General features: G+C 54.8%; 16 protein-coding genes. All 16 read left to right on the top strand.

The genetic code is table 11. The features are described from left to right. Positions 1 to 31: 31 nt before the first annotated feature. Positions 32 to 439 carry an H-NS family histone-like protein gene (locus BN1129_RS12725; protein ID WP_042037007.1) on the top strand — a complete coding sequence of 136 codons (408 nt, stop codon included), beginning with the start codon at positions 32 to 34 and terminating at the stop codon, positions 437 to 439. 284 nt (positions 440 to 723) lie between these two features. Continuing rightward, positions 724 to 1,464: a LuxR family transcriptional regulator gene (locus BN1129_RS12720; RefSeq protein WP_052449348.1), complete on the top strand. Its 741-nt coding sequence runs from the start codon at positions 724 to 726 to the stop codon at positions 1,462 to 1,464. A gap of 145 nt (positions 1,465 to 1,609) precedes the next feature. Next, positions 1,610 to 1,819: a hypothetical protein gene (locus tag BN1129_RS12715; protein WP_042037005.1), complete on the top strand. Its 210-nt coding sequence runs from the start codon at positions 1,610 to 1,612 to the stop codon at positions 1,817 to 1,819. Continuing rightward, the gene (locus BN1129_RS12710; protein WP_042037003.1) at positions 1,819 to 2,310 is read left to right on the top strand and encodes a lysozyme; all 492 of its coding nucleotides are present in this window, start codon (positions 1,819 to 1,821) and stop codon (positions 2,308 to 2,310) included. Before BN1129_RS12715 ends, BN1129_RS12710 begins: the two co-directional genes overlap by 1 nt. After that, positions 2,253 to 2,852, top strand: a complete 600-nt coding sequence (locus BN1129_RS12705) for a DUF2514 domain-containing protein (RefSeq protein WP_339366203.1) — start codon at positions 2,253 to 2,255, stop codon at positions 2,850 to 2,852. Before BN1129_RS12710 ends, BN1129_RS12705 begins: the two co-directional genes overlap by 58 nt. Positions 2,853 to 2,909: 57 nt before the next feature. Beyond that, positions 2,910 to 3,089 (top strand): hypothetical protein, encoded by a 180-nt coding sequence (locus BN1129_RS12700; RefSeq protein WP_244463058.1) that lies wholly within the window; start codon positions 2,910 to 2,912, stop codon positions 3,087 to 3,089. Beyond that, entirely contained in the window at positions 3,090 to 4,001 is a 912-nt protein-coding gene (locus tag BN1129_RS12695; protein ID WP_042036999.1) for a hypothetical protein, read from the top strand. 39 nt (positions 4,002 to 4,040) lie between these two features. Next, positions 4,041 to 4,787, top strand: a complete 747-nt coding sequence (locus tag BN1129_RS23395; RefSeq protein WP_157013377.1) for a hypothetical protein — start codon at positions 4,041 to 4,043, stop codon at positions 4,785 to 4,787. A 42-nt stretch (positions 4,788 to 4,829) separates the two neighbouring features. Then, positions 4,830 to 6,527: a terminase large subunit gene (locus BN1129_RS12690; protein WP_042036998.1), complete on the top strand. Its 1,698-nt coding sequence runs from the start codon at positions 4,830 to 4,832 to the stop codon at positions 6,525 to 6,527. Then, entirely contained in the window at positions 6,527 to 8,653 is a 2,127-nt protein-coding gene (locus BN1129_RS12685; RefSeq protein WP_042036997.1) for a portal protein, read from the top strand. Before BN1129_RS12690 ends, BN1129_RS12685 begins: the two co-directional genes overlap by 1 nt. A gap of 133 nt (positions 8,654 to 8,786) precedes the next feature. Next, positions 8,787 to 9,092: a hypothetical protein gene (locus tag BN1129_RS12680; protein WP_042036996.1), complete on the top strand. Its 306-nt coding sequence runs from the start codon at positions 8,787 to 8,789 to the stop codon at positions 9,090 to 9,092. Between the two features lie 132 nt (positions 9,093 to 9,224). Continuing rightward, on the top strand, positions 9,225 to 10,160 hold the full coding sequence (locus BN1129_RS12675; protein WP_042036994.1) for a hypothetical protein: 936 nt from the start codon (positions 9,225 to 9,227) through the stop codon (positions 10,158 to 10,160). Between the two features lie 70 nt (positions 10,161 to 10,230). Then, a complete protein-coding gene (locus BN1129_RS12670) occupies positions 10,231 to 11,448 on the top strand; it encodes a phage capsid family protein (protein WP_042036993.1) in 1,218 nt (405 codons plus the stop codon). A gap of 65 nt (positions 11,449 to 11,513) precedes the next feature. Then, complete coding sequence (locus tag BN1129_RS12665; RefSeq protein ID WP_042036990.1) at positions 11,514 to 11,903, top strand: hypothetical protein; 390 nt, start codon at positions 11,514 to 11,516, stop codon at positions 11,901 to 11,903. A 65-nt stretch (positions 11,904 to 11,968) separates the two neighbouring features. Then, positions 11,969 to 12,412 (top strand): hypothetical protein, encoded by a 444-nt coding sequence (locus BN1129_RS12660; protein WP_042036989.1) that lies wholly within the window; start codon positions 11,969 to 11,971, stop codon positions 12,410 to 12,412. Then, positions 12,412 to 13,056: a hypothetical protein gene (locus BN1129_RS12655; protein ID WP_042036987.1), complete on the top strand. Its 645-nt coding sequence runs from the start codon at positions 12,412 to 12,414 to the stop codon at positions 13,054 to 13,056. Before BN1129_RS12660 ends, BN1129_RS12655 begins: the two co-directional genes overlap by 1 nt. Positions 13,057 to 13,066 lie beyond the last annotated feature (10 nt).

Raw genomic sequence — 13,066 nt, 5'->3', positions numbered from 1 at the left:
AACAATAAAATAAATAACCCGGAGAGGAAAAATGAGCGAGTTCATCAAAGTTCTTGTGAACCAACGTAGTCTGCGTGCCGTCTTACGTGAGCTGACCTTTGAGCAACTGACAGAGGTTAAAGAAAAGCTTGATGCGCTCTTCCAAGATCGTGAAGAAGCAGAATTGAAGGTCATGCAAGAGCAGGAAGAGCGCCAAGCCAAGCTAGCTGAATTCCAAGCCATGCTGCAGGAGGCTGGTATTAATCCGAGTGAGTTGCTGGGTACAGAAAGTAAGGTTGCTAAAGGATCTACTGCGAAAAGCAAGCGCGCTCCCCGTCCACCCAAGTACAAGTATACCGAAGATGGTGTTGAGAAAACATGGACTGGCCAAGGACGTATGCCCAAAGTGCTTGTACTAGCGATTGAGGCTGGCGAGTTGCTCGAGAGTTATGCGATCTAGCTTAGCAGCCTTGTTTGGATCAAATTACTATATCCACAGTTCATGTTACGGCACCTGCATAAAAATGCGGGCCACAAGGGCCCGTTAAGAAAGAGATACGCATTTACAGCTGGATGTGTGTTGTACACATAACAAGCGTAGTACGTTAGTTACACCTATATTTGACCCCTTAATCATTAACGTTCGGGTTGTAGCAAGCTCAGACTGAGATGATGTCATTAATCGGGGCGATTAATTGTGTTGTCTTTGCTACTATGGGCTCAAGTTCAAGGAAAGGAGTCTATGTGGACGTTACAAGTTTTATAGAAACATTTAACCAAACCAAAACCGAGGTAGGGTTTAACCGCGCACTTATGGCCTTTTCTAGTGCGATGGGGTTCAGCCAGTATCGTTTTGCTTTGATAGTCCCCCAAAGCTTAACTCGTCCTAAAGCAATCATTTTTTCACATTGCAGTGAATCTTGGGTAGAGCGCTATGGTCAAGAAGGTATGCTGCCACGAGATCCTGTGATTTATCTCTCAATGCAAAGCCTGTTACCTATTTACTGGCAGGAAATTCCTCTTGAACCGATGTTGCCAGAGGGCGCTCTGGCGCTGATGGATGAGGCTAGGGAATGTGGTTTGCATGATGGCATTTCTTTCCCTTTTCGAGGTGCTTGCGGGGAGTCAGGTATCTTATCTTTCATCACCGAAGAGGATGGTCTAGATATAAAGGCAAAAGCGCCGACATTAAGGTGGGTTACGGACTACATATTTAATGCTGGGGTCCGAGTTGTCAGCTCAACCAAGAATAACCCTGCATTAAGTTCCCGCGAATTGGAATGTTTGTTCTGGGCTAGTGAGGGTAAAACAGCGGAGGAGATGGGGGAAATACTGTCAATCACTGCTCGAACTGTGAATTATCACATTCAGGAAGCTGTGCATAAAACGAACTCAGTTAACCGTTATCAAGCGATCGCCAAAGTAGCAATGGGGGGCTTGTTACGGCCTGACCTGACACTGATCAAGATAGAGGATTATCTGTAAGGCCCTAGCTCACTAGGCTGCTGAGTTGTGTTCTTCAGCCGTCAGCGTTAGTATCTCTCAAAGATGGCCAGAGTCCCCGTGACCCTGGCCTTTTTCATTTCTGGCCCGCCTCGTGCGGGCTTTGTCGTTTCTGGAGGGAGGGCGCATGGCCAAAGAGGAAGGGTTCGCGACGGCTGCCGCTGCTGCAGGGGTAGCCAAGACTGCACCGCCTGTCGTTGTGTCCGGCATGACGCTGGCCGGGTACTCGCTCAATGATTGGGTGCTCGCGGCCACGTTGACGTGGATCGCGGTCCAGATGGGCTGGTTCATCTGGTCGAATATCATCAAGCCGCGTCGCCAGCAGGGAGGTGCATAGTGAGCAAGGTCCGCATCGCAATCGCTGCTCTCACGCTGAGCGCAGCCGGCTTTGTGGGGATCCTGAATCGGGAGGGGTATGGCCCAGTGGCTTACCCCGACCCGGTACACGGCACCAAGCTTCCCACCATCGGGTTTGGGAGCACAGAAGGGGTCAGGATGGGCGATACCATCACCCCTGTCGCTGCGGTGAACCGAAGCCTGCGGGAGGTGCGGGTGTTCGAGGATTCCCTCAAGGCCTGTATTCGGGCTCCCCTCCATCAGTATGAGTTCGACGCCTATGTCGAGCTCTCCCACAACATTGGCCCAGGGGCCTTCTGCCGCTCAACCATCGTGAAGCGCCTGAACGTTGGCGATTATCCCGGGGCGTGTGAGGCAATCCTGTTGTTCAAGCGTGCTGGTAACCAAGACTGCTCTGCGCCGGGGAATAGGGTATGCCCTGGGCTGTGGAAAGACCGGCTGCGCCTCAATGCCAAGTGCAAGGGGGAGTGATGGTGACGATCCCGCAAAGCAGAACGTTGTCGTTCCTGGCTGGCGCCCTGGTGATAGCTGCATTGGCCGGCAGCGGGGTGGCGCTCTACCAGTCCGGCCATTCCGATGGGGAAGAGGGGGAGCGCAAGACCTGGCAGGCGAAGTGGGATGAAGAGGCTACCAGGCTCGCCACCGCCAGAGCCAAGGCTGAGCAGGAAGCCCGGGAAGAAGAGCATCGCCGGCAGGCTGAAATTGATGAGGTGAGAGAGCATGCACAAGAAGAAATCGCCCAGGCACAAGCTGATGCCGCTGCTGCTGGCGTTGAGTCTGGCCGGTTGCGCGAGCAAGCCCGCCGCTTGGCAGCCCGAGCAAGTCAGTGCGCCAGCTATCCCGGTACTGCCCAAGGAGGCCCGTCAGCTAGAGAATCTGCCATGGTGCTCGCCGACCTGCTCAGCAGGGCTGATGAAAGAGCGGGTGAGCTGGCAGCAGCGTATGACCGAGCTCGAGTATCAGGACTAGCCTGTGAACGAGCCTACGATGCTATCTCGCAGCCAGGACCATGAAACCCCGCCCATAACGGCGGGGTTTGTCTTTCTGGGGAAGGGGAGAAGGTGATGCAGATGAACTGGAGCAGTGAAGTGATAAACGGTATCGACGTGACTGGGGTAATCGCCAGCGTAGAGCACTACGGTGGAGGCGAGGCCCTGGTTGTTCTTTCCTCCGGTGTTTCCGTTGTGGTTCCTGCGACTCACAAGCCGGTACCTGGTGACACCATCGTTGAAGGCGAGTTATCTCTCTAAATGGCAAAGACCGATTGGAGCAGCGTGGCGGCTCAGTATCAAAGCGCCTATGCCAAGACTGGCATCAGCCCAAAGGCATGGTGCGAGCAGCATGGACTGAATTACCAGTCTGCCAGGCGCTACATCAAGGCCAGTGATGCGCAGGCTGACGATAAAATTGCGCAGCCCAGTGTGCGCAGTGCGCAAAATCGTGCGCAATTATCCAAGGGCAACGTGCGCAATTTGGATGAAACTGCGTACGCTATGCGCAATGAGAGCAAAGCCAAAGAGGGAGAGGAAAAAGGGAAAAGAGGACAAGGGGGACGATCTTCTTCATCCACACAACCCTCGGCGGACTCAAGCCTGAACCCCAACAACAAGTCCGGACGTCACGCAGATGGGCGCTTTGATAAGGGGAACAGCGAGTCAGTGGGCAATGCTGGCAACCCCAATCCGCCAGCTAACATCAAGCCCGGCATGCAGCTGACCAAGACCCATGGCGGTTACGCCAAGTTCCTCGATGCCGATGAGTTGTTCGACCAGGCCGAAGCACTGCAACTTCGGGATGAGCTGTTATTCACTCGGGCTCGCGTACTCTCGGTCACCAAAACCTTGAAGGCCCTGCAGCAGGATCTGGCCGAAGCGCAGGAGCTGACAGACCGGCTCGCGCTCTATGACAAGATCTTGCGCGCCGAGCAGGCCCTCGACCGCAACATCCAGCGGATCGAGTCCATCGAGCGAACGCTTAGCGCCTTGCGACTTGATGGGGCTACAGGGCCGAAGATCGAGGCTGACACCAAGCGTATCAAGGCCGCGACCCGCAAGCTGACCGCTGAGGCGGATAGGCTGGAGAAGGACGGCGGGAACGAGTCAACTCCTGTCAGTGAGATGGTGACTAAGCTACAAATTATGGGAACTGGTGGGCTTATGTGATAATAAAATCTCTATTAGTTGTTCCTTGGGAAAGAATAAATGACAGGTGATAATACAGAGCTTGAAAGGCAATATAGAAAAAACTTGATGCTTGTCAGTATGATTGTGCTGATATATTCAATCGCAGGTGGCTCCTTTGATAAAGATATAACATTTTCAGGTGCCAAGCTAACTTTCTCAAGGCCACACTGGATCGAGATGTTTATGATCGTGGTTATGATTTTCTTACAATGGAGACACTGGCTCGTATCTGGAGAAATTAGGAGGCATCACCGAAGTGAAGTCTTAAATGGTCTCTTTCTTGCAAGTAATAAAATACGTTACATGATATATGTATTTAACCCTGGAGTTACCTTTAAGGGTGTTGATGATAATGGATTTGCCATTGTAAAATATGGTGAGAGAATAGGGCGTATCAAAATCGAGATAATAGATGTGTTTTTCACTTTCATCTTGATAAAGATGACTTGTTCAAGTAAATGGCTAGATGGGGATGAGTTAAGCGTTCACGGGCTTACAAAGGACTCCTGTCGTGGCTATGGCACGCCACATATATTAACTAATAGAGAGTTGAGTGCCGTTCGTTCCAGGTTAAATAGTGACGGTTATGGCCTTATTTCTGTTCGATACAAGCGAATAATCCCTTTTGTTATATTGAACGTATCATATAGGGCTCGTTGGATTTTCTTGTCATATAGAGAGGTTTGGTTTGGAGACTCATTACTTCCAGCATTTGTTACAGGATCTGCTTTGATTTCATTTTTTTTATCTAAAATGATTGGTTAATCAAACCCGCTTCGGCGGGTTTTTTATTGCTAGAGATCCCCCATGACCGAACTAGATATCTCCGCCATGACTGAGCAGGAGCAGATTGCCTATATCCGCTCGAAGCTCAGCGATAAGTGGTGGCGGATGAACAACCTCTACATGGTGGAGAATGAGCAGGGTGAGCTGGTGCAATTCAGGCTGCGACCGGCGCAGGAGCTGCTGTTCAAGACCATGTGGTGGCTCAACATCGTGCTGAAGGCACGTCAGATAGGCTTCTCCACCGCCATCGATATCTATTTGCTGGATGAGGCGCTGTTCAACAAGAGCATCAAGTGCGGGATCATCGCCCAGGACCTGACGGCGGCCGGCGAGATTTACCGCACCAAGATTGAAGTGCCGTTCGATAACTTGCCGACATGGCTCAAGGCCTGCTTCCCGGTGGCCTCTCGCCGCGGTGGCGCCAACGGTGGCTACATCCTGTTTCGCCATGGCTCCAGCATCCAGGTGGCCACCTCATTTCGATCCGGTACCGTCCAGCGCCTGCATGTGTCGGAGCACGGGAAGATCTGCGCCAAGTACCCCGAGAAGGCCAAGGAGGTGCGAACCGGTACCCTTAACGCCATTCACCCAGGCTGCGTGGCCTTCATCGAATCAACGGCAGAAGGAGTGGGCGGCGATTTCCACAGTATGAGCATGAAGTCTCTCGAGCTGGCCCGAACCACTCACGAGCTGACCCAGCAGGATTGGAAGTTTCACTTCTTTGGTTGGTGGCAAGATCCGAAGTATGTGGCAGTGGTGCCGAGAGCCGGTGTGACGGCCAGCAAAACCCAGCTCGAATACTTCGCCGCTGTTGAGAAGGCGATGAGTTGCACCATTACCGACGAACAACGGCAATGGTATCTACTCAAGGAGTCGACTCAGGGTGTGGAGATGAAGCAGGAGTTCCCCAGCACGCCACTGGAGGCCTTCCTGACTTCTGGCCGTAGGGTATTCGACCCCATCGTGACGATGGCCGCAGAGAGTGACTGCATGGCCCCGCTCATTGTCTATGACATGGACCCGGTCACCGGTCGAAGGGAGAGGGCGCGCAAGCCTGAGTACTTAGACGATCAGGGCCAGCGTTCACTCGAGAACATGCTGCTGGTGTGGGAGCTGCCCGACCCTGACGAAGATTACGCCATTGGTGCTGATGTGGCAGAAGGCCTGGAGCATGGTGACCGCTCATCGTTTGATGTGGTTGCCAAGAGCGATGGTCGGCAAGTAGTTCACTGGTACGGGCATCTGGATCCCGGTCTCTTTGCCCAGCTGTTGGCTCATGTCGGCAAGTGGTATGGCACTGATGAGTATGGCCCAGCTTATATCGGCCCCGAACGCAACAACCATGGCCATGCGGTGCTGCTGGCCCTGCGGGATCACTATCCGATACGGCGCATCTACGCCCAGGAATACATCGACCGGGATCGGGATGATGAGACCCCGCGTCTTGGCTGGCTCACCACCCGGCAATCCAAACCCATTTTGGTGGATGGCCTGAAAGACCTGCTGCGCGCCGGCCAGTCCGGGATTTACTGGATAGGCACCATCAGTGAAGCAACTACCTACGTCTACGACAAACGGGGCAGCATGAATGCCCAGACCGGATGTTACGACGATCAGCTCGTCAGCTACATGATTGCCCAAGAGATGCGGGCCAGAATGCCTGCTCGCATCGTCAAGTCCGGCACCGCACGTAAACCCAAGCACTGGATGGCCAACTGATGATCAAGAACCAACCCAAGGCCCCCTCACAGGGTGGCCTCGATACTTCACGCCTGCTCAACCTGATGAGTGACATCAATGGCCAGCCGGATTGGCGCTCCTTGGCCAATCGCGCCTGTGCTTACTATGACAATGACCAGCTACCGGCCAGTGTGATGAAAGCGCTGGAAGAGCGCGGGCAGCCACTCACCATCCATAACCTGATCGCTCCCACCATTGATGGGGTATTGGGCATGGAGGCCAAGAGCCGTACCGATCTGATGGTCATTGCGGATGACCACGATGATGAGCTGGAACAGATGGCCGAGGCCGTTAACGCTGAATACGCCGACATGTGCCGATTGGGTGGGTTAGATCGGGCACGGGGTGAAGCCTATGCCGGACAGATAAAGACCGGGATCGGTTGGGTTGAAGTACGCCGCCAAGATGATCCATTCGGCCCGCGCTACAAGTTCAGTAACATTCATCGGGACGAGGTGTATTGGGATTGGCACAGTCGTGAGCCCGAGCTTACCGACTGCAGGTGGTTGATGCGCCGCCGTTGGGTTGATTTGGATGAGGCCAAGTCCATGTTCCCGAGCAAAGCCGAGGCTTTGACGTGGGGCGTGAATGATTGGGATGGGATAGTCAGCCTGACCTCGATTGAAGGAATGGCCCCCGATCTGGTCAGTGCCTTCGATGAGTGGAGCTCTTTTGACAGCAAACAGGTCGAGTGGTGTAGCAGGGAGCGTGATCGCGTCCTGCTGCAGGTGGTTTATTACCGCACCTTCACCACACGCCAAGTGCTGATGCTCGACTCTGGTCGGGCGCTGGAATATGACAAGACCAACCAACTTCATCTTGCCGCCGTTGCCACGGGCCGTGCCAGGTTGGAACGCCGACCGGTAGCCGTGATCCGCGAGTCCTGGTTCGTTGGTCCCCATCACCTGGTCGATCGGCCCTGCAGTGCGCCTCACAACATGTATCCGCTGGTGCCGTTCTGGGGATACCGCAAGGACAGCTCTGGTGAACCTTATGGCCTGATAGCCCGCGCCATTCCGGCTCAGGACGAGGTGAATCTGCGCCGTATCAAGCTGACCTTCTTGCTGCAAGCCAAGCGCGTCATCATGGATAAGGACGCCACCAACATGACCCGGGAGCAGGTATTGGAACAGGTCGAGCGCCCGGATGGTTTGGTTGAACTCAACCCCGATCGCGTCAACAAGACCAGTGTGAGTGACGCCTTCAAGGTGGAGCAGGACTTCAACGTGGCTGCCCAGCAGTTCCAGGTGATGCAGGATTCGGTGAAGCTCATTCAAGATACTATGGGGGTTTATGCCGCCTTCTTGGGGCAGGGGACTACTGGCCAGTCAGGTGTTGCCATCAGCAACCTGGTAGAGCAGGGCGCCACGACACTCTCCGAGATCAACGACAACTACCGGATGGGCTGCCAACTGGTGGGGCAACTGGCGCTGTCATATCTGCTTGAGGAGCTGGCAGCCAAGAAGAACTACAAGGTTACCGTCAACCGGGATGACCCACGCCGCCGCAAGGCGGTGGTGATCAACGTGGAGCAGGAAGATGGCAAGCTCAGTAACGACGTGACCCGGCTGCGTGCCCATATTGCCCTGGCACCCATCCAGCAGACCGCAGCCTACAAGCAACAACTGGCAGAGCGAATGACTCAGGCTATGGCACAGCTGCCACCGGAAGCAGCTGCAGCATGCTTTGATCTGCTGGTTGAGCTGATGGATGTACCGCGCAAAGCTGAGTTCGTGGAGCGGATCCGCAATGCCCTCAACATTCCCAAAGATCCCGAGGAGATGGACGAGGAGGAACGTGCCGCCGCCGAGCAGCAGGCCCAGCAACAACAGATGGAGCAGGAGATGGCCATGCGTGAGATGCAGGCCAAGCTGGCTGAGTTGGAAGGCAAGGCGGCCAAGTGGCAGGCAGAAGCCCAACGCATCGCCAAGCTGACCGACTCTATCCGGTTCGAGGATGCGCTTAAGCAGGCCCAGACAGGCAAGACCCTGCAGGAAATGGAGTTGCTGGTTGCCGAACAAGATGGGATCCAGGCCGAGCAGGCAGCCCTACAGGCTCAGCTGCTGGCCACCATTGAGCAGCAGATTGATGCCATCACGCTCTGATAGTTGCTTTCCTCACCGCCCAGCGTTAGGATTTCCCCAACATGGCCCAGTCTCTCGAGATTGGGCCTTTTTCATTTGCACTTAGGTGGTTATTTATCATAGTTATCAGCTCTATCAACAACGGAGTTTTACAATGACTGATGCTGACGCTAATGATTTTGACGAAAGTGCTATGCCCCCTGAGGTGAGAGGGGTTCATGCTGATGGAGAAGGCATCGAGCAGTTGATGAATCACCTTCGTATCGAAAATGGGGATGCAGTTGTTTTAAGGCATCAGGGAAATGACGTTTATATTCAAAATGTAGTGTTGCTTGGCAGTGGTATTTTTCGAGGCTCATTGAAAACAAACTATTTCCATGAATATTTTACGTTACCCGCTGGACGTGACTTTACATTTCAAGATAAACACGCATTCCGTGTAAATCGACACATCGTCTAAACGTATCGTCTCTTATTTGAGCCCGCCTTGTGCGGGCTTTTTTGTGCCCAGCCCCAGCCGGGGAGAGCTTTTCCGAGAGCCTTCCCCCGCTTGGGCAGCGATACCACCCACTGAAAACCCACGAGGACAACCATGGATATGAACATCAACAACCTGACCGGGACTGAAAGCCTGGACGAACTGGAAGCCATGCTGGCTGAGATCGAGCAAGAGGGCGATCCAGAGCTAACAGCTGGCACTGTCACCGAGAAAACGGACGTAGACACCGCGCCGTCGGCGGTCGAAGTGGCAGCCAGTACCGAACCAGCTAACGCCGAACAGGACGGTGAAGTGGCCAAGGTGCCCGAGAAGGTGATCCTGGCTAAGAGTGGTCAACACACGATCCCGTATGACGTGCTGGAGCTAGCACGCAATGAGAACAAGGTACTGCGTGAGCAGTTGAGCCTATCTCAGCAGGCTCAGGCAGAGCGGGACACGCTGCAGGCGCTACTGGAAAAGCACGGAATAAATCCCGATGCAGACCCAGACCAGCTCAACCTGGATGAAGTAGAGCAACTGGCGAAGGATTTCCCGGAGATCGGGAAGGCAATGGCCGCCATGGCTCGAAAAATCCAGCTGTTGGAACAGCCTGCTGTGGTGCAACCGGTTCAACCTGCCGTTAATCCGGTGCAGGCCGCTCTGCAGGCGGTACCTGACCTGATTAACTGGCGGGACAAGGACCAAGACCGCTTCGACTTCGCCATCATCGTCGATGAAAAGCTTCAGGTAGACCCCGCGTGGCAAGGTAAGTCACTGGATGAGCGATTTGCAGAGGCAGCGGGTCGCACCAAGCTGGCCTTTGGTGACATGGTGGAGACAGCTCCACCACCCGCCAAGGCACCCAGCATGGAAGCCGACAAGCCCGCTGACTTCATCCCGTCCAGTCCCTCGGCCCTCGGCCAAACCCATCAAGCACCCGAAAGCGGTGTTGCCCGTTACGGCTCTATGTCGCAGACCGAGTTGGTCGGCGAAATGGGGTCCATGACGGACGCCCAACTCGAGGCACTACTGGAGCAAGCCGGGTATTAACCCACCACACGATTAACACGCAAACCCCGACCACTGTGTCGGGGTTTTTGTTTTTAGGTAGGAGAGGATCATGACCCAAGTCACCTCGGTGCAAGCCAACAAGATTATGCAGGCAGCCTTGTTTACAGCTGCCAACCGTTCCCATTCGCTGGTGAACCTGCTGACTGAAGAGGCGCCCAAAGGTGCCAAGGTCAACGGTGGTAAGCAAACCAGTGCGGGAGCACCCGTGGTACGTATCACTGACCTGAGCAAAAATGCCGGTGATGAAGTGGATATGCAGCTGTTCCATCAACTGTCTGGTCGCCCGACCATGGGAGACAAGAAAATAGCTGGCCGTCTCGAGAGTCTGGCCTTTGCCGACTTCTCGCTCAAGATCAACCAGACCCGTCATGGTGTGGACGCGGGGGGCAAGATGAGCCAGAAGCGTACCAAGCATGACCTGATCAAGACCGCGCGAGTGTTGCTGGCTGATGGTTATTACGGCCGCCTGACAGACCAGCGCGGTTTCGTTCAGCTGGCTGGTGCCCGTGGCGACTATGCAGCGGACGACATCATCCTGCCGCTGGCTGATGATGAAGAGTTTGCAGAAATCATGATCAACCCGATCACTGCACCGACTTATCAGCGTCACTTCTTTGGCGGGGATGCGACTTCTTTCGAAACCATCGATGCGGCCGACCGTTTCAATCTCGGCTGCGTGGACAACATGGCGCTGTTTCTGTCTGAGATGGCCAACCCCATCCAGCCTATTCGGATGGTGTCTGACCCGTCAGGTGGCGAGCCCCTCTTCGTGCTCTTCGTTACCTCGCGCCAATGGCACGACTTTTACACCAGCTCCTCGGGCAAGGACTGGAATGCCATGTTGGCCGCGGTCACGGTGCGGAGTAAAGGCTGGAATCACCCGATCTTCCTGGGGGAAGGGGCGATGTGGCGCGGCATTCTGGTCAAGCCCTATAAGGGGATGCCTATTCGCTTTAACCAGGGAAGTCTCGTGAAAGTCTGTGCGGCCGAGTCTGCTACAGGGGTGGAAGTGGACAAGGTAGCGGGCACCACCATCGACCGCGCCATTCTGCTGGGCGGTCAGGCGCTGGCCAATGCGTTTGGTTCGGGAGAGCAGGGCAGCTCCTTTGGCATGTTTGAAGAGAAAACTGACCACGACAATGCTACTGAGTTGTCCGTTCGCTGGATGGGGGGCTTGCAGAAGATCCGCTTCAAGCAGAAGAACGGCAACATCCAGGATCATGGCTGCATGACACTGGATACTGCGGTGAGCCCGATAGTTCGCTGATAACCCACTGACGCAGAGGGTCATCAGGCTCTCTGTCATTTGTTGACCAGACAAGGAGCCATATCATGGCCAAGATTAATCTGATAGCCACTTGCCGCCGCTGGTTTGTCGGCGCGTTCGGCAACCTCTCCATTTCCCCGACCTTTATTGCCAAGCTGGCCGCGCTGCCTGCAGGGGATGTGATCGTGTTCGGCGACAAGGTTGAGTCCAACCTCAAGGTGGTGGGGGTGTCCCTGATCACCAGTGCGTTGGGCGCCGGCACTACGCTGACTGCCAAGGTCGGTACCGCCACCATTGTGAATGCTGAGGGCACGGTAACCGCCGTGGCCAAGTACATTCCGGTGGATGACTTGTTCACCAAGGAGGGGCAGGAACTAACCCTCACGGTTGGCGGTGGCGCGGCGACAGGTACTGCCAAGCTCAAGCTGCATTATGAGGTAATTGGCAACCTATAACTCGCCCATCGCTACGTGCCCGGCCTTGTGCCGGGCTTTTTCATTTCAAGATTGGAGATATTGCCGTGAGCGACAAAATTGCCGTGGTTTATATCGGCGACAAGCCGAGCAAGAAAGACACCGTGACCGGCTCCCGCATGGTGTTTCCTCGCCATGTGACCGTAGATGTTGAGAGCCACATTGCCATGCAACTGCTGGAGTTCCCCTCCGTCTGGATCCATGCCGATGCCCTGCCTGGTGAAATTCTGCGTCAAGAGACCATCGCCAAGCTGGCTGCCGAGGAGGCAGGACGACTGGCGCGGGAGGCGGCCCGTTTTGCCGAAGAGCAAAGCATGATCGTTGGTGACCGTGATCTGGCCAAGCTGACTTCTGCCCAGTTGGCGACTCTGGTAGAGGGGGATGATCTGAAAATTGATCCACAAGGCCCGCAAGAGAAGGTTGGCGAGTTCCGCCTGCGGGTGCGTGATGCGCTGAAAGCCAAGCTGGCCGTTGAGCAAGGTAGTGAGTAATGGTGCCGGTACAAGATAGCCGGTTGGTGAGCACCGCTCCTATGATCCCGCTGGTTCGCCAGCGGGTTCTCCATTTGCCGCACACGGAAGGTGCTGACGCATTAGTGCATAGCTACCTCATCGAGGCTGCCATCATTTTCTGTAAAGAAAGCGTTTTGGTTCATTTGGAGCGCAATTTTGATGAGGTGCTTGAGGGACAAACAGTTAGTTTTGCCCGGGCCAGCAGTATCAATCGTCAGGCAAGACAGGATGTGCAAGATCCACAGGTGACGGGATCGGTGCTCCATCGCATCACCGCAGGCGGCATCATTCTGACGCCTGGCATGCACTATCACGCACAGTCTGCCGAGTCCATCCGCTTCCTTGAACAGCTGAGCGATGTTTGCATCGTCGGGGCCATTGAGCCTCTACCGACCGCAACGCTGATCCCATCTGCTCTCGTCGAGGACTACGCCCATGAGCTGGCTTGTGGGGCTGGGTATCTCTTGCAGCAGCTTCACGCCAAGGCGTGGACAAACCCTGAACTGGCTCAGATAAATCGTCGCAAGTTTTATGACGGGATCCGCGCTGCATACCGGTTCCGCATTGAGCAAACCGAGAGTGCAAGGGTTCACAACCCCGTCAGAAAACGAAACTTCTTCTGAAATGAGGTGA

Source organism: Aeromonas popoffii (assembly GCF_000820025.1).
Lineage (GTDB): Bacteria > Pseudomonadota > Gammaproteobacteria > Enterobacterales > Aeromonadaceae > Aeromonas > Aeromonas popoffii.
Note: the sequence above shows the minus strand (reverse complement) of the source record. Positions and strands in the feature narration are given on the sequence as shown.

Excerpts from the sequence above, each read along its gene's own strand:
- BN1129_RS12690 (WP_042036998.1), top strand. The coding sequence starts at position 4,830 with ATGACCGAACTAGATATCTCCGCCATGACTGAGCAGGAGCAGATTGCC.
- BN1129_RS12685 (WP_042036997.1), top strand. The coding sequence starts at position 6,527 with ATGATCAAGAACCAACCCAAGGCCCCCTCACAGGGTGGCCTCGATACT.
- BN1129_RS12675 (WP_042036994.1), top strand. The coding sequence starts at position 9,225 with ATGGATATGAACATCAACAACCTGACCGGGACTGAAAGCCTGGACGAA.
- BN1129_RS12715 (WP_042037005.1), top strand. The coding sequence starts at position 1,610 with ATGGCCAAAGAGGAAGGGTTCGCGACGGCTGCCGCTGCTGCAGGGGTA.
- BN1129_RS12725 (WP_042037007.1), top strand. The coding sequence starts at position 32 with ATGAGCGAGTTCATCAAAGTTCTTGTGAACCAACGTAGTCTGCGTGCC.
- BN1129_RS12655 (WP_042036987.1), top strand. The coding sequence starts at position 12,412 with ATGGTGCCGGTACAAGATAGCCGGTTGGTGAGCACCGCTCCTATGATC.
- BN1129_RS23395 (WP_157013377.1), top strand. The coding sequence starts at position 4,041 with ATGACAGGTGATAATACAGAGCTTGAAAGGCAATATAGAAAAAACTTG.
- BN1129_RS12700 (WP_244463058.1), top strand. The coding sequence starts at position 2,910 with ATGAACTGGAGCAGTGAAGTGATAAACGGTATCGACGTGACTGGGGTA.
- BN1129_RS12670 (WP_042036993.1), top strand. The coding sequence starts at position 10,231 with ATGACCCAAGTCACCTCGGTGCAAGCCAACAAGATTATGCAGGCAGCC.
- BN1129_RS12705 (WP_339366203.1), top strand. The coding sequence starts at position 2,253 with ATGCCCTGGGCTGTGGAAAGACCGGCTGCGCCTCAATGCCAAGTGCAA.
- BN1129_RS12695 (WP_042036999.1), top strand. The coding sequence starts at position 3,090 with ATGGCAAAGACCGATTGGAGCAGCGTGGCGGCTCAGTATCAAAGCGCC.
- BN1129_RS12680 (WP_042036996.1), top strand. The coding sequence starts at position 8,787 with ATGACTGATGCTGACGCTAATGATTTTGACGAAAGTGCTATGCCCCCT.
- BN1129_RS12665 (WP_042036990.1), top strand. The coding sequence starts at position 11,514 with ATGGCCAAGATTAATCTGATAGCCACTTGCCGCCGCTGGTTTGTCGGC.